The sequence below is a fragment of the Cohaesibacter gelatinilyticus genome (assembly GCF_900215605.1).
Taxonomy (GTDB): domain Bacteria; phylum Pseudomonadota; class Alphaproteobacteria; order Rhizobiales; family Cohaesibacteraceae; genus Cohaesibacter; species Cohaesibacter gelatinilyticus.
In genome coordinates this window covers 390,309-406,548 of the sequence record NZ_OBEL01000005.1, presented here as the reverse complement: position 1 = coordinate 406,548, position 16,240 = coordinate 390,309, and the positions used below count along the sequence as shown (strand labels likewise).

The following is a 16,240-nucleotide window of genomic DNA, read 5'->3' as shown; positions in this document are numbered from 1 at the left end:
GCGAGACTAAGACCAAGCCGTCCACGTTTCTCTTTATTTCAAAAAACAAATTGTCAAAGAACAAAAGATAACAAACCTACCTTTTCTAAGACCAAAACCCTTGCAACACCGCCAGATAAACTCTTGTTTTTCTTGACCTATTGTCGCGCCGTCCAGCCCGACCAACAAGGCGCCGCCTCGTTGGTGAAGCGGGTTATAGACCCACAAATCCAAAGAGTCAAACACCAAAAACAACAAATCAAAACTTTTTCCCGATTAAAATCTCGCACCCAACCAAAACAATAAAAATAACCAACCAAAAAATAGCAAAAATACAAGAAATAAGTACCCCACTCGCTAAAAAAGCAAGTGGGGTACTGCTTGATCAAGGCGCAGAAAACCAAGCCTTAGTGAACAGATCGACCAGAACTGAATGTCAGGCCAGTTTCATCACAGTCCACACTGGTTACAGAATGATCATGGATCTCACCACGCAATAGCTGTTCGGCCAACGGGTCTTGCAGATATTTCTGAATCACCCGTTTCAAAGGACGCGCTCCGTAAGCCGGATCATAACCCTTATCCGCCAACCAATCGATGGCGTCATCAGACAGATTCAGACCAATGGATCGATCCGCCAAAAGGCATGACAAGGCGCCAAGCTGAATCTGGACAATCTTGGACATATCAGAGCGAGCCAAACGATGGAAGATTAGGATTTCATCAATCCGGTTCAGGAATTCCGGTCTGAAGCTGGCCCGAACCACATCCATAACCTTTGCTGCATCTTCCTCACTAACGTCACCCTCTTCGTTTGACGCCAAGAACTCAGCACCCAAGTTGGAGGTCATGATGATAAGGCTGTTGCGGAAATCAACGGTCCGCCCCTGGCCATCGGTCAAGCGTCCGTCATCCAATACCTGTAGCAAGATATTGAAGACATCAGGATGCGCTTTCTCCACCTCATCAAACAGGATCACCTGATAAGGTCGACGACGCACAGCTTCGGTTAAGACACCACCTTCCTCATAGCCAACATAACCAGGAGGCGCACCAATCAAGCGCGCAACGGAATGTTTCTCCATGAATTCGGACATATCCAGACGCACCATTGCCTGCTCATCATCAAACAGGAAATCCGCCAGCGCTTTGGTCAGCTCAGTCTTACCGACACCAGTTGGTCCAAGAAACATGAAAGAACCTATGGGGCGATTGGGATCTTGCAAACCTGCACGGGCACGGCGAACCGCCTTGGAGACAGCTGTCACCGCATCAGCTTGACCGATCACACGACGACCCAACTCGTCTTCCATGCGCAATAACTTGTCCCGCTCTCCTTCCAGCATCTTGTCAACCGGAATTCCAGTCCAGCGAGACACGACGTGAGCTACATGATCCGGTGTCACTGCCCGCTCAACCATACTCGGAGCCTGACCATTCTGGCCGGATTGCGATTGCAGCTCTTCAACATTGGTAATTTGAGATTCCAGAAGCGGAATCTGCCCATAAGCCAGTTCGCCCGCTTTGGCCAAATCGCCCTGACGCTGCGCCTGATCCAGAGCCAGCCTTGCTTCATCCAGCTGCTCTTTTAGTTTGGTTGCATCCGAGAGCTTATCTTTCTCGGCCTGCCAACGCTGAGTAAGAATCGCCGATTCCTCCTCCAGACGCACAAGCTCCTGTTCAAGCTTTGCCAGACGATCCATGGAAGCGCTGTCTTCTTCCTTGCGAAGAGCTTCACGTTCGATCTTCAGCTGAATGATCTTCCGATCCAGCTCATCCAGCTCTTCCGGCTTGGAATCGACCTGCATACGCAAGCGCGAAGCAGCCTCATCCACCAGATCGATAGCTTTATCAGGCAGAAACCGATCCGTAATATAACGATCAGACAAGGTTGCGGCTGAGACCAGCGCGGCATCCCCTACTCGAATGCCATGATGGAGTTCATACTTCTCCTTCAAGCCACGCAAAATAGAGATCGTGTCTTCTACTGTTGGCTCTGACACCAGAACGGGCTGGAAGCGCCGCGCCAAGGCCGCATCTTTTTCGACATGTTTGCGATATTCATCCAATGTTGTTGCGCCAACACAATGCAACTCTCCACGTGCCAAAGCAGGTTTCAGCAAATTGGATGCATCCATCGCACCATCCGCTTTGCCAGCTCCGACCAAGGTGTGCATCTCATCGATGAACAGCACAATCTCGCCAGCGGCGGTTTCGACTTCACTTAAAACTGCTTTCAGTCGTTCTTCAAATTCACCACGATATTTAGCACCAGCGATCAGAGCTCCCATATCCAACGCCATAAGCTTCTTGTCTTTCAACGATTCTGGTACGTCGCCATTTATGATGCGAAGAGCAAGGCCTTCCGCGATTGCCGTTTTGCCAACCCCGGGTTCGCCAATCAACACGGGATTGTTCTTGGTTCGGCGCGAAAGAACCTGAATGGCGCGGCGGATCTCTTCATCACGCCCAATAACAGGATCCAACTTGCCATCCCGTGCATCTTGCGTCAGATCGCGAGCATATTTCTTCAAGGCTTCATAGCTATCTTCAGCCGTCGCGCTATCAGCAGTACGCCCACCTCGCAATGTCTCAATTGCCGAGTTCAAGTTCTGCGCGGACACACCGGCTTTGGACAAAAGCTTACCCACTTCGCTGTTGGACAGCAAAGCCATAGCCAACAACATACGCTCGACGGTGACATAGGAATCACCTGCCTTCTTCGCAACTTCATTGGCTTTTTTCGACCATTTTGCCATGTCGGGTGACAGATAAAGCTGTCCTGCTCCGGAACCAGAAACTGATGGCATCGCTTGCAGGTGCGTTTCCAGATCTTGATGCAAGCCTGCGCTATCGCCGCCCGATCGATCAATCAGACCGGCCGCCAAACCTTCCTTGTCATCCAATAATACTTTCAAAAGATGTTCAGGCGTAAAGGCCTGATGACCTTGCCCAATCGCATAGGTCTGAGCCGACTGCATAAAACCACGAGACCGCTCGGTAAATTGTTCCAAATTCATAACATATCTCCTTGTGCGCGCTCCACATCACCCAAATCGGCATGACGTCGGACACCACTCATAAAATTCTGTTTTCCTTTGCTCCCTTATCAGGCAAGCCGGGCAAACAGAGCAGTCTTTCAATGCTTTTCAGATAACCATCAAAAGCCTGGCTATGCCATAGATATAGTGTTGCAATTTCATCACAAAAGAGGGCATGATCCAATTTTTCTCATTTTCAGGATTCCCCTCCATGCCTCACCAATTGACAGCCATCTATCGCTATCCTGTCAAAGGCTTCTCCGCTCAAGAGCTCCCCAAGACCGCTATCAAACCCAACGCCCCGCTGGCTTGGGATCGCGCATTCGCGATTGAAAATGGCCCAAGCGGATTTGAACCAACCAATCCGGCTCATATCAGCAAAAACGCTTTTCTGGTTTTAATGAAACAGCCTGAACTGGCACGACTGAGAACGGAGTTCGATCCGGCAAGTGGCATTATGACCATTTCCGAGAATGGTGAGATCAAGGCCAAAGGCAACCTTTTGGCTCATCAAAACCAGATCGAGTTGGAAGCCTTCCTTGCAAATTATTGCGACAAGCCATTACGCGGAAGTCCGAAAATCCTGCATAGCCCTGGCCACGCCTTCACCGATTCGCGCACACAGGATCTCACCCTGATCAATCTTGCCAGCATTCGCGCACTGGAGGAGAAGATTGGAAGCCAGTTGGACCCATTACGCTTCCGCGCAAATCTCTATTTTGACTGCGAGCAGGCTTGGCTTGAGCACGATTGGGTAGGCAAGAGCCTGAAAATCGGCAACGTCACTTTCCGTGTACGCAAACGCACCCAGCGCTGTGCCGCCACCAATGCCAATCTGAAAACTGGGGAACGGGATCAAATGATTCCCAAAGTTTTGCTCCAGCATTTTGACCACTCCGATATGGGTATTCATATCGTGGCGGAGCAGGCAGGCAGTATCAGCGTCGGCGACAGAATTCAGCCAGAATAGTGCAAATAAATAAGCGGATAGATCATCCAACGGTTCGACGAAGCTTCCTGGTGCGAGAAAGGTTTTGCTTTTTTCGAACGAGAGTTCCTACTCCGTAGGACTCAACCGCTTCAAGCAACTACATCAAGGATGTTGCATGCATCCACATAAAAAGAGGCAGGGCCATCATACAAATGAGCCTGCCTCTTAATGTATATGCCCCACTGTAAAACAGAGCTTTCTTGTAATCCTAGCACGCTGTCACAAGCTCCAATCGCCAGATCAGTGATAGCCGTAAGTGCACACGTGCAATCAATCTTCCGCAATAACCGGTTGAGGTGCGTCAGCCAAGGCAGCTGCAGCCGGAACGGCAGGAGCTTCAGCGGGAGCCGCACTTTCCTTGCTTTCCTTGCTTTCTTTTGCAGGGGCCCGACGACGAGGACGAGCCGGTGCACGGCGACGGCGCTTCGGTGCCGGTGCCTCCTCAGCTTGCGGTTCGGCATCTGCCTCAGATTTTGCACCTTCTGCGGGCTTTGCAGCAACTTCCTCAGTAACCGGAGCTTTCTCTTCACTTTCCACGACAGCCGGTTTTGTGTCGGCAATTTCGACAATTTGCGGCTGTTCTTCACCAGCCAGATCAACAGGAGCCGGACGGGAACGACGGTTCGGCTTGGAAGAACCCTGTTGCTGTTCGCCAGAGCCATTCAGGCCCGGTTGCTGACGTTGCTGATCCTGATCACGACGCTGATCCTGATCGCGATTGGCAGATTGAGCGGAGGCAATGATCCGTAGATAGTGCTCGGCATGCTGATAATAATTCTCTGCCATCACGATATCACCGGATGCCAAAGCATCCCGCGCCAAAGACTGATATTTCTCGGCAATATGATTGGCAGTACCACGAATTTTTACATCTGGTCCATTGCTGTCATAAGAGCGGGTCAGCGGATTGGAAGGCTTGCGGCCACGGCCACGCATCCGGTTATTTTTCTGTCCTTGTCGCATTGCACTTTCTCACGCACTTCTGGGGGCTTGAGATGATGAGGGACCATCAACCCGCGTCATGTGCTTCGCAGACAGCAATTTTCTGTCTGATCACATATCACACAAAAACAGCCAGCTTCCGCCACACCATTTTTGTTCGAAAATTTTGAAATCCTGCTAAAGGGGGCTCTTTAATACGCTAACAAAGAGGCCAGCCCAATATGCATATCGGGAACTCTAAAACCCGTCAAAAATCAACAGTTTCGCAAAGAGCTTCTCATTTTGTTGATAAACTCAACTTATCTGGTTCATCGACAATTTCAAGTACAATTTTATCCGAAAAGACAAAAACTGAAAAGGTTTTCCCAAAGCAAATTCAAAAAACCGGGTTGTATTGGGTTCAAATTTTCATTCGTAACTGATTGTTACCACACGATCTCGACCACCAAGATCCTGTTTGATTCTGACCGAAACGGCTTTATTGCACAAGGCAAGAGCTTGCAGCGCTTCACCTTGTTGATAGCCAATCTCAAGATAAACAGATGGTAGCGGGCGGCCCCAGGCTCCGATCTGATCCAGTATCTGTTCATAAGCCTCCAATCCGCTGGGACCGGAAACAAGTGCCGAATAAGGATCATAGTTGGCAACATCCACATCCAGCCCCCCAAATTCCTCTTCGGCCAGATAAGGTGGATTGGATATCAGAACATCAATTGAACCTGCAAAAGCAGTTGCAAAATCACCCCTGACAAACAGGCAACGATCTGTCAAATTCAGATTTCGAGCATTGCGCCGCGCGATATTCAATGCTGAAGTGCTCATATCAACACCAATACCAACAGCGTTGGGTAATTCCGACAATAGCGCCAACAACAAGCATCCGGATCCTGTTCCTATATCGACCAATTTCAACGGGGCCTTACAATCCGGAATATCAGCAAGCACCGCTTCGATCAGGGTTTCACTGTCGGCACGGGGAACCAAAACATCACCACTAACGGCAAAATTCAGACCCCAAAATTCGCGATAGCCCAATAGATGTGCAACCGGCTCACGCTTTAGTCTGCGCTCAGCCAATTTGGCAACAACTTTCTGATCCTGTTCGGACAAATGCCGATCAAATTGCACGAGCATATCCATATCGGACAAATTCAATGCATGTTGAACAATCAATCGGGCGTCCAGCTTGGCGGTCTCAATCTCCATCTGGCGGAATGCTTCTGCCCAATGAGCAATTGCTTGATCAAGTCTCATCAATCAGCCCTCACCCGAAATCATCGGAATTCAGGAACTCAAGAAAAAGTAACGAAAATCAGATCTCGTCTGCTTCGACGGCGGCCAACAATTGCGCCTGATTTTCAGCGATCAAAGCATCAACCAGTTCCGGCAGACCTTCGCCGGCCAGAACCCGATCCAGCTTGTATAGGGTCAGATTGATACGGTGATCGGTAACACGCCCTTGCGGGAAATTATAAGTCCGGATTCGCTCGGAACGATCACCCGATCCGACTTGCCCGCGGCGAGCACTTGCACGTTCGCTATCCGCCCGATCCCGTTCGGCTTCATACAAGCGAGCCTGAAGAACCTTCATCGCATTGGCGCGGTTCTGATGTTGGGATTTTTCCGATGAAGTAACCACAATGCCGGTCGGCAAGTGTGTGATGCGTACAGCTGAGTCAGTGGTGTTCACGTGCTGACCACCCGCACCAGATGCACGCATGGTGTCAATGCGGATATCTTCAGAGCGGACTTCGATATCCACCTCTTCTGCCTCCGGCAACACTGCCACCGTTGCGGCGGAGGTATGAATACGTCCGCCCGATTCTGTTTCTGGTACACGTTGAACACGATGTACACCAGATTCGAATTTCATCTTGGCGAACACACCAACACCGGTAATGGATGCAATGATTTCCTTGAAACCACCAACATCGCCTTCTGATACAGACATGACGGAGACTTTCCAGCCGTTATCCTCGGCAAATTTCTGATACATTCGAAACAAATCACCAGCAAAGAGTGCAGCTTCATCACCACCGGTGCCAGCTCGGACTTCCAAAATAGCGCTCTTGTTATCAGCAGCGTCTTTTGGCAATAGCAGGATCTGCATCTCGGCAGCCAACTCTTCGATCTTTTCTTCCGCTGGCTTATATTCCATCTGCGCCAGTTCAGCCATTTCCGCATCCGTCTCCGAATCGGCCAACAACTCTTTGATATCGTCAAACTCAGATAGCGCTGCCAGATAAGCCCGGGCTTTTTCAGCCACCGGCTCCAGCTCGGAATAGTCCCGGCTCAATTTGACATATATATCAGGCTCCGGCCCTGCAGCCATCTCCGCAGTAATCGCCTCAAAGCGATCAATCAGGGCTTCAACCCGGGCAAGAGGAATGGAAATCGCGGCCATGAATTTGATCCAGTTTGGTTACATATCAAAAAGCCAGCTCACGGCGGTAAGCCAGCATATTCAGATTGAGGTGATGCAGCTATAGCGGCACGGAATGAGTTTCGGCGAAAGAAGTGAGGAATTTCTGCACTTCTTCACCTGACAAGCTGGTGGAAAGTACTTTCGCAAATCCTTCACTCAAAGGCTCAAGCGGCAGCTCCAGAACCATAGCCTTGACCGGTCCGATAGAAGATGGAGACATGGACAGATTGCGATATCCCATCGCGAGCAACGCCATAGCAGCCAAAGGGCGACCCGCAATCTCACCACAGACTGTCACGGGAACTCCATGCTCCTGTGCTTTTTGCTGGATGCGGGATAGCGCGCGTAAAAAAGCCGGAGAAAGATTGCTATAGCGACCAGACAGGCGGGTATTCCCACGATCACTTGCCATCATGAACTGGTGCAGATCATTGGTTCCAATCGAGAGGAAATCCACCCGTTCCAGCAATTCTTCCAGTTGGAACAAAAGGCTGGGTACTTCCAACATGGTTCCAAGCTCGATTTTTGCAGGTTTTTCGTAACCGTGACGCTCCAAATGGGCAATTTCACGTTCGAACAAAGCTTTGGCGGCATCAAATTCCCCGACTTCGGAAATCATCGGGAACATCAAACGCAAATGACGACCGGCTGCGGCATGCAAGAGAGCCCGCATCTGGGTTCGCAAGAGCCCGGGACGATCCAGACCCAAACGAATGGCACGCCAGCCCATAGCGGGATTTTCTTCCGGGGCCAAACGCAAGAATGCAAGAACCTTATCCCCCCCAACATCGAGCGAGCGGAAAGTTACGGGCAGACCATCAGTTGCGTCCAGAACGGAACGATAGACCTTTTCCTGTTCACGCATCCGCGGGAAGCTTTCGGCCACCATGAACTGCAGCTCGGTACGGAACAGACCAATGCCCTGTGCCCCGGCCCCTTCCACATTTGGAAGATCCACCAAAAGTCCTGCATTCATCAGCAAACTGATATCAGTGCCATCTTTGGAAATCGCCTCTTTATCACGCAGCTTGGAATATTGCTCCAGCCTGTGAGCACGAAACCGGATCTGTTCCACATAGGATGCTTCCATATCCGGCAAAGGGCGCAAATGCACATGCGCCATATCACCATCGACAATGATGGCATCCCCATCTTCGCACAGTGTGACTGCGCCCTCGACCTGCCCGACCGTGGGAATGCCAAGCGCGCGAGCGACAATCACCACATGACTGGTTGGAGCTCCTTCTTCCAGTACCAGTCCACGCAGGCGGTCCTTGCCATAATCCAGAAGCTCCGCAGCCCCCATATTACGAGCTACGATGATGGCGTCAGACGGCATATCACCACTATCAATACGACTACCTTCACCCATCAATTTGCGCAGCAGCCGATTCGCCAGATCGTCAAAGTCATGCAGGCGCTCGCGCAAGTACGGATCGGTCGAACGAAGCATGCGAGCGCGCGTATCAGACTGAACGCGTTCAACCGCAGCTTCTGCAGTCAAACCGGAATGGATCGCCTCTTTCATTCGGCGTAACCAGCCCCGGTCATAGGCAAACATCCGATAAGCTTCAAGAATATCGCGATGCTCACCGCCGTGAGAAATATCATCCCGGTTCAGCAGATCATCGACCGAGAGGCGCAAGCGCTCAACAGCAGATTCCAAGCGTTTCTCTTCTGCGACCGCGTCTTCGGCAATCAGATTGGTCACCACGACACGCGGCTCGTGCAAAACCACATGCCCAAGACCGATGCCCTCTGCCATGGACAAACCGGAAATCTGCATCGGACGATTCAGATCCAGATCTGAATCGGGTCCGGTTATGCTTTCCAACTCACCAGAGGCAATCAGCTCGGCCAGCACCATGGCAGTGGTCTGCATGGCTTCGACTTCTTCGTCGCTATATACGCGTTGTGCCTTGTTCTGTACAACCAGAACCCCAAGCATACGCCCCGCACGCAAAACCGGCACACCCAGAAAAGCATGGTAGGCTTCTTCACCTGTCTCGGGACGATAGGCGAAGGCCGGATGATTTTGTGGTTCGGACAAATTCAGATGGCGGGCCTCGGACGCAATATAGCCGACCAGACCTTCCCCCACCTTCAGACTGGTCTGGTGAACCGCATCGGGATTCAAACCTTGTGTTGCATACAGTTCCAGCAGATTGTCGGCGCGCAAGACATAGACTGAGCAGACCTCGGCCACCATATTGGCCGCGATCAACGCTACAATCTCATTCAAACGCTCCTGCGCATCCGTTGGTTTTGCCATCGTTTCACGAAGGCGACGCAACAAAAGGCGCGGACCTGCCAGGTTACCCCACATGCGGGTATCTCCAGATTCTCTGTTCATGCCAGATCACAGTCCGCACATGAACCAAGCCAAAGCCGAAGAGAATGCCATCTATCCAGAATAAACTTGCCAACTGAGCGAACCAGTCAGTTCGGTCAATCGATAGACGCTCTCATTTGCTGCACTATGGCATTGTTGCAGCAAACAGATCAATCGGGGCTGTCACGCATATAGTGCAACGACCCCGATTCCATGGGAAAATAATGAATTAGCTATTATCATCCAGCCCATAAAGGGAATGCAGTGCTCGCACAGCCAACTCGGTAAAGTCCGAATCAATCAAGATGGAAATCTTGATTTCCGAAGTCGTGATGGCGCGAATATTGATGCCTTTGTCTGCAAGCGCCTGAAAGGCCTGAGAGGCCACGCCGGCGTGACTGCGCATCCCAATTCCGATTACCGAAACCTTGACGACATCGGTGGAACCTTGCAGCACCTCATAGCCGATCTCACCCTGGGATTGCTCCAGGACAGACTTGGCACGGTCAAAATCACCTTCCGGTACGGTGAAGGTCATATCGGTAATGGTGCCATCTTCGGAGATATTCTGCACGATCATGTCGACATTGATATTGGCCTCTGCCAGAGGGCCAAATACATGGGCAGCGATGCCAGGCTTGTCGGCGACCCGACGCAGAGAAATCTGGGCTTCATCTCTGGAGAAGGCAATGCCAGTTACAACCTGTTTTTCCACAATCTCATCCTCATCGCAGATCAAAGTACCGGATGGAATATCCGTATTCAATAATTCGGGCGCATCCGGCTCTATGAAGCTGGAGCGTACAAAGGTGCGAACATTGTGCACCATGGCCATCTCGACAGATCGCACCTGAAGAACCTTGGCACCAAGAGATGCCATTTCCAGCATTTCCTCGTAAGAGACCTGGTTCAGACGACGTGCTTCCGGCACGATGCGCGGGTCAGTGGTATAGACACCATCCACATCGGTATAGATATCGCAACGATCCGCCTCGATCGCAGCAGCAATTGCTACCGCAGAGGTATCAGAGCCACCGCGACCCAATGTGGAAATACGATTATCCGGACCAATACCCTGGAACCCGGCAACCACGGCCACCTGATTCATTTCCAGACGTTCAATCAGTTTTGAACCATCGATCTCTTCTATGCGTGCGGCCCCGTGAACACCGTTGGTCTTGATCGGAATCTGCCATCCAAGCCAGGAACGGGCATCAACGCCCATATTCTGCAAGGTCAGCGCCAGAAGACCGGACGTTACCTGCTCGCCAGAGGCAACCACAGTATCATATTCTCGCGCATCATAGAGAGGAGAACTCTGTTCTACCCAACCAACCAATTCATTGGTCTTGCCAGACATGGCGGAAACAACAACGGCCACCTGGTTGCCAGCATCCACTTCACGCTTCACGTGCCTTGCAACACGTTGAATGCGCTCCAGATCACCAACAGAGGTGCCCCCAAATTTCATCACAAGACGGGCCATTCACTTTCTCTTTCTGCCAAGGATTGCCGTCAAAAAGAAAGATGCCAATCGATCTGAATTCAGATCCTTGCCATCTGTTGCGACATTCATAAACGGGACGTGACACAATCGCAACTGAATAACCCGATAACTTTCAACACCGGCCTTGACATTTGGCTATAATCCAACGAGCTAAAGATTTACGAGTAGCACGAAGACAAAAGAAGGCACGGAATATCCGATGGCAAATCAAAGCTCTTTTTCCGGCAGCACTGTCGATGAAGCTGAAATCGCCCATTTCTCTGCCATGGCCGCAGAATGGTGGAGCCCTACCGGCAAGTTCCGTCCTCTTCACAAACAAAACCCCACGCGTCTTGCCTTCATCCGCGAAAACATCATTGCGCATTTTGGCCTGGATGAAAAAGCGCAAAGCCCGTTTGCTGGCATGAATATGCTCGATATCGGGTGCGGCGGCGGCTTGATCTGCGAACCCATGACCCGCATGGGTGCCAGCATGACGGGCGCAGACGCATCTGAAGTCAATATCGGCATTGCCAGCACACATGCCAAAGAGAATGGCCTAGAGATCGACTATCGTGCCACAACGGCGGAAAGCATGGCTGAAGCTGGCGAGCAGTTCGACGTGGTTCTAGCCATGGAAGTGGTAGAGCATGTCAGCGATGTGCCTCTCTTCATCAAAGCCTGCACCTCCATGGTCAAGCCCGGTGGTTTGATGTTCATGTCGACACTGAACCGCACCATGAAAAGCTGGGCTTTGGCTATTATCGGAGCTGAATATATCCTGCGCTGGCTCCCTGTTGGCACCCATCAGTGGGACAAGTTCGTCACTCCGGATGAGCTGGAAGCTGCTTTTGAGAACACAGCACTGATCATGACCAGGAAAGAAGGCATGATCTACAATCCAATCCTTGATCGCTGGTCACGAGGTGCGGACATGGACATCAATTACATGGTCATGTGCGAGCGCCCTGAGTAAAATGATCAGAGCTTCACTCATAACAGCTTGTTGATTGCAATCTTGCATAACACCTCTGCTATACTCTCCTTCAATTTGTTGAGAGGGAGAAAGCACTGATGCTCAACTTGCGTCCAATCATTTACCTGTTCGCCGCCTTTCTTGTCTCAAACATATCCACTCAGGCACAAGCCGCACAATGTTGTGTGGCCAAGCAGGGCAACACACCCCTAATGACCGAGATCATTGCAAAGGGGCTCGACAATCCTTGGGGTTTGGCATTCTTACCTGACGGCTCATTGCTGGTAACAGAGCGCTCTGGCACCCTCCGTCACATAGCAAATGGTAAAGTCTCGCGCGCCCTCAAAGGCCTGCCGCCGATCAATGAGGTGGGACAAGGTGGTTTGCTTGATATCGCGCTTGATCCTGATTTTTCCTCAAGCAGCCGTGTCTTTTTCTCTTTCTCACAAAAATCGAACTCCGGCAGCCAATATGGAACCGCTGTTGCCAGCGCAACATTGGACCTATCCAAACAGCGTCTGAACAATCTGAAAATCATTTTCTCATCCAATAAAAAATCAGAAGGAGGTCGGCATTTTGGCTCTCGATTGCGTTTCGCATCAGACAAGACTCTGTTTGTGACTTTGGGTGAGCGGGGCTCGCAAATGCGGGCACAAGATCCATTTGATCATGCAGGCTCTGTCATTCGCATCAATCGCGATGGCTCTGTTCCCAAAGACAATCCCTTTGCCAATGGCAGGAGAGCCTTGCCGGAAATCTGGTCCATAGGTCACCGCAATCCGCAAGGTGCGGCTATTCATCCGAAGACGGGCAAGCTCTGGACCCTGTCCCATGGAGCTGCTGGTGGTGATGAAATCAACCAGCCCAAAGCTGGCCAAAATTACGGCTGGCCGCTTATTTCCTACGGCAGCAATTATTCCGGTCGTGGCTTTGCAAAAGGCTCAAGTGCCAAAGGGCTGGAACAACCCCTTTTCTATTGGGATCCGTCCATCGCCCCATCAGGCTTGAGCTTTTATAACCATGTCAAACCGCTCATTCCCGACTGGGACGGCTCTCTCTTAGCGGGAGCCTTGAGAGAACAATATCTCTCACGATTGATTTTGAAGGGTGAAGAGATAGTTTCAGAAGAGCGCTATTTTGTTGGTCAATTCGGACGTATTCGTGATGTCAGAACCGGCCCGGATGGTGCAGTTTGGCTACTGACCGACAGCTCGGACGGACAAGTGGTCCGCATCACCCAGACGAAATGAAAAATGACAATCAGTTCTGATCTTCGGGCAGAATTGGCAATGGAAGGCAATCAATGCCATCCTCATTCAGATCCTTGACTTCGTCAAGCGTGGCTTCACCATAGATACCGCGCTTTTCTGTCTCATTGAAATGCATTTTGCGGGCTTCTTCGGCAAATTTGTCGCCAACATAATCAGAATTGGCAACCACTTTCTCGCGCAAATCTCGCAATTTCTGCACCAACTCAGCCTGCTGCTCAGTCTCAGCTTGCAGGGCCACGGGCTGAACCGGAGACGGAACAGGCGCTGCAGGAGGTACACTGGCTGATGGTTCAACCGGAGCAGATGCAGTTGGCTGAGGCTCAGCAGTCTGAGCGATCTTATCCTGAGTGCGAGTGCCGGAAATAGCTGGGGCCATCAAAGCCTTGTTGACATTTTCCGAACCGCAGCCAGGGCATTGCAAAAAGCCGCTTTGTTTCTGACTTTCAAAATCTCCCGAATTACGAAACCAGCCTTCAAAACTGTGCCCTGCATCGCATTGTAGAGAAAATTTAATCACGCCGAAGCCCTCGCACTATCAATGAGTGCCATCCTGTCAAATTGAGTCTGTCCACTTTCTAATGCGAACAAGCTGGCCTTTTACAGGATACCGAAACGCAATTAAAGAGCAAATTCTTGCTCATTTGCGAGGGAGGGAATGGATTGGCGACAAGCCGAAACCTTTGCCATGTCCAGATCCGCTGCAATGAAGCATGGTTGATCCTGTGCTTCTGCCAGAATGCGCCCCCATGGATCAATGATCAGGGAATGACCATAAGTTTCACGGCCATTTTCATGCACGCCACCTTGCGCAGCTGCCAGAACAAAAGCGCCATTCTCAATTGCGCGCGAGCGCAGCAAGATATGCCAATGTGCATCGCCGGTCTTGGCAGTAAAAGCAGCTGGCACAGCCAGAAGCGATGCTCCCTTCTGGCTGAGTGAACGATAGAGATGCGGAAAACGCACATCATAGCAGATAGAAAGGCCGAGGCCGCCCCACGGCAATGTGGCTAGAACGGCTTCTTCCCCTGCCTGAAAACTGGAGGATTCTCGATAACTCTCTCCATTGGCCAGATCCACGTCAAACATATGAATCTTGTCATATCGGGCCTGGATCTTGCCATCAGCATCAATAACGAAAGAACGATTGGCTGCTTTGGAGCGGCCTTTGTCGTCCAGTTCATCTGCCACAACGGCCATTGAGCCAATATGCAACCAGATACCCAACTCTTTGGCCAGCATCCGTAACCGTACCAGACCTTCGTCATTTTCTTCCGGAGAGATTTTCTCCATCAACTTGGCCCGGTTCAGCTCCATGGTCGCTGTTTGCTCCGGGGTCTGGATATAGACACAGCCATCCTTAGCGGCCTGCCGAATCAGATCTTCTGCCTGATCCAGATTGGAGCCAATGTCTCGTCCAGCACGCAATTGCACGCACGCGGCTCGAAACTGTGTCATCCATCCCTCCTAATTTGCATAAGGCACTTCATTGTTCTCGCAAAACGCCCAGTAAGGCAATGATCCCACAAAAGCGAGGACGCTTTTGTGGCGGCCGATAGGCAAGCGCGAAGCGCCCTGTCTGGAGCCCTGATCGTTAGATCAGGAATAGCGTGAAGACGAATTAACTCGCCAGCTTCACGTCCAACTGACCAGCCTTTTCCAGATCAAACAGATCGTCGCACCCCCCCACATGCTCCTCATTGATAAAAATCTGAGGGAAGGTTTTACGACCTGACTTCTTGATCATTTCCTGCTTCACATCAAAATCGAAGGTCGCATCGTGTTCGCGAAAGCTTACGCCTTTGTCGGACAGCAGCTTTTTTGCCGCCGTGCAAAAACCACACATCTTACGGGTATAAATGACAACCTCGGCCATCAGTTTCTCCTACTTTGGTACTGAAACCAGCCAGATCACTTTGAAAGCTTCGGTCCAATTTCAAGAATTCAAAATCTATTGCTTGGCGTTATATGGTCATTTGTCCCGGTTCGACAACCCGTGCAAAGACGATAACAAAAATTTGAGCCGCACCAGCCTGACGCAAAACCCGAGCACAGGCTTGCATGGTTGCTCCGGTTGTCATCACATCATCCACCAGAATGATAGCCTTTCCAGCAATTTTACCCTTCAACGGCAAAGGCACCTGAAACGCTCCGCGCACATTGGACGCCCGTTCGCTCTCATTCAATCCAACCTGTTGTCTTGTGGCCCGTCGACGCACGAGACAATCATGTAAATAAGGCGCCTTCTGTTGCGCGGCTATTTCCTTTGCCAAAAGTGCGGCCTGATTGTAACGCCGACCAATCAGGCGCCGTCGATGTAAAGGAACAGGAACAACAACAAGTTGGTCGGGATTTTCATCGAAGAATTCCAATCCTGCCCGCACCATCCATTGTCCCATGGAGCGTGCCAGATCCGTCCGGTCATAATATTTCAGCTTATGCACCAAAGCCCGGGCTGTATCATCATAAAGCGCTACCGCTCGGGCCTTGTCATAGACCGGTGGATCGACAATCACAGAGGGGCTGATAATTTCTTCCCCTACATCAAAGGCGTATGGCAGTCCCGAAATCGGGCAATAGGGTTTATCAATCCAATGCATGGACTGCCAACAAGTTCCACACAAATGATTGGCCGCATCAATCCGTTTGCCGCAATTGGCACAAACTGGTGGCCAGATCAAATTACCAATTGCATGCATGAGGAAGGTCATACCCTGCCTCACCCCTTCGATCTTCGAGACAAGCATTTCTTGACGCATCATATTGACAGATCCCTTTTCGCGCCATAAGCCACAGCCAA

14 protein-coding genes are annotated in these 16,240 nt (G+C 51.0%); 4 read left to right on the top strand and 10 right to left on the bottom strand.

The window, feature by feature from the left end; translation table 11 throughout:
- Positions 1–285 (top strand): hypothetical protein (locus tag CRO57_RS25020; protein WP_210200945.1); only part of this gene is annotated, 285 nt, incomplete at its 5' end.
- Positions 286–386: 101 nt separating this feature from the next.
- Here the strand turns inward: CRO57_RS25020 and clpB are convergent.
- Positions 387–2,999, bottom strand: coding sequence for an ATP-dependent chaperone ClpB (gene clpB / locus CRO57_RS19510; RefSeq protein ID WP_097155160.1), 2,613 nt, complete (start codon positions 2,997–2,999; stop codon positions 387–389).
- Between the two features lie 232 nt (positions 3,000–3,231).
- Here clpB and CRO57_RS19505 point away from each other — a divergent pair, with 232 nt between their 5' ends.
- Positions 3,232–3,990, top strand: coding sequence for an MOSC domain-containing protein (locus tag CRO57_RS19505; RefSeq protein WP_170956178.1), 759 nt, complete (start codon positions 3,232–3,234; stop codon positions 3,988–3,990).
- Between the two features lie 291 nt (positions 3,991–4,281).
- Here the strand turns inward: CRO57_RS19505 and CRO57_RS19500 are convergent, their stop codons facing one another.
- The 5 genes from CRO57_RS19500 to CRO57_RS19480 all read right to left on the bottom strand — a co-directional run bounded on the left by CRO57_RS19500 (position 4,282) and on the right by CRO57_RS19480 (position 11,196).
- Positions 4,282–4,974: a DUF4167 domain-containing protein gene (locus CRO57_RS19500; RefSeq protein WP_097155158.1), complete on the bottom strand. Its 693-nt coding sequence runs from the start codon at positions 4,972–4,974 to the stop codon at positions 4,282–4,284.
- Positions 4,975–5,361: 387 nt separating this feature from the next.
- Positions 5,362–6,207, bottom strand: a complete 846-nt coding sequence (gene prmC, locus CRO57_RS19495; RefSeq protein WP_097155157.1) for a peptide chain release factor N(5)-glutamine methyltransferase — start codon at positions 6,205–6,207, stop codon at positions 5,362–5,364.
- 58 nt (positions 6,208–6,265) lie between these two features.
- The gene (prfA, locus tag CRO57_RS19490; protein WP_097155156.1) at positions 6,266–7,357 is read right to left on the bottom strand and encodes a peptide chain release factor 1; all 1,092 of its coding nucleotides are present in this window, start codon (positions 7,355–7,357) and stop codon (positions 6,266–6,268) included.
- A gap of 79 nt (positions 7,358–7,436) precedes the next feature.
- A complete protein-coding gene (ptsP, locus tag CRO57_RS19485) occupies positions 7,437–9,704 on the bottom strand; it encodes a phosphoenolpyruvate--protein phosphotransferase (RefSeq protein ID WP_097155155.1) in 2,268 nt (755 codons plus the stop codon).
- 235 nt (positions 9,705–9,939) lie between these two features.
- Positions 9,940–11,196, bottom strand: coding sequence for an aspartate kinase (locus CRO57_RS19480; protein ID WP_097155154.1), 1,257 nt, complete (start codon positions 11,194–11,196; stop codon positions 9,940–9,942).
- A gap of 220 nt (positions 11,197–11,416) precedes the next feature.
- Between CRO57_RS19480 and ubiG the strand changes: the two genes are divergently transcribed.
- Both ubiG and CRO57_RS19470 read left to right on the top strand, forming a co-directional pair.
- The gene (ubiG, locus tag CRO57_RS19475) at positions 11,417–12,172 is read left to right on the top strand and encodes a bifunctional 2-polyprenyl-6-hydroxyphenol methylase/3-demethylubiquinol 3-O-methyltransferase UbiG (RefSeq protein WP_097155153.1); all 756 of its coding nucleotides are present in this window, start codon (positions 11,417–11,419) and stop codon (positions 12,170–12,172) included.
- Between the two features lie 98 nt (positions 12,173–12,270).
- Positions 12,271–13,422, top strand: a complete 1,152-nt coding sequence (locus tag CRO57_RS19470; RefSeq protein ID WP_097155152.1) for a PQQ-dependent sugar dehydrogenase — start codon at positions 12,271–12,273, stop codon at positions 13,420–13,422.
- Positions 13,423–13,432: 10 nt separating this feature from the next.
- Here CRO57_RS19470 and CRO57_RS19465 read toward each other — a convergent pair whose 3' ends face one another.
- The 4 genes from CRO57_RS19465 to CRO57_RS19450 form a co-directional block, all read right to left on the bottom strand.
- Positions 13,433–13,960: a DUF1178 family protein gene (locus CRO57_RS19465; RefSeq protein ID WP_097155151.1), complete on the bottom strand. Its 528-nt coding sequence runs from the start codon at positions 13,958–13,960 to the stop codon at positions 13,433–13,435.
- 101 nt (positions 13,961–14,061) lie between these two features.
- Positions 14,062–14,898: a carbon-nitrogen hydrolase family protein gene (locus CRO57_RS19460; protein ID WP_097155150.1), complete on the bottom strand. Its 837-nt coding sequence runs from the start codon at positions 14,896–14,898 to the stop codon at positions 14,062–14,064.
- A gap of 163 nt (positions 14,899–15,061) precedes the next feature.
- Positions 15,062–15,316 carry a glutaredoxin 3 gene (gene grxC / locus CRO57_RS19455; protein WP_097155149.1) on the bottom strand — a complete coding sequence of 85 codons (255 nt, stop codon included), beginning with the start codon at positions 15,314–15,316 and terminating at the stop codon, positions 15,062–15,064.
- 88 nt (positions 15,317–15,404) lie between these two features.
- Positions 15,405–16,202: a ComF family protein gene (locus CRO57_RS19450; RefSeq protein ID WP_097155148.1), complete on the bottom strand. Its 798-nt coding sequence runs from the start codon at positions 16,200–16,202 to the stop codon at positions 15,405–15,407.
- Positions 16,203–16,240: the final 38 nt, after the last annotated feature.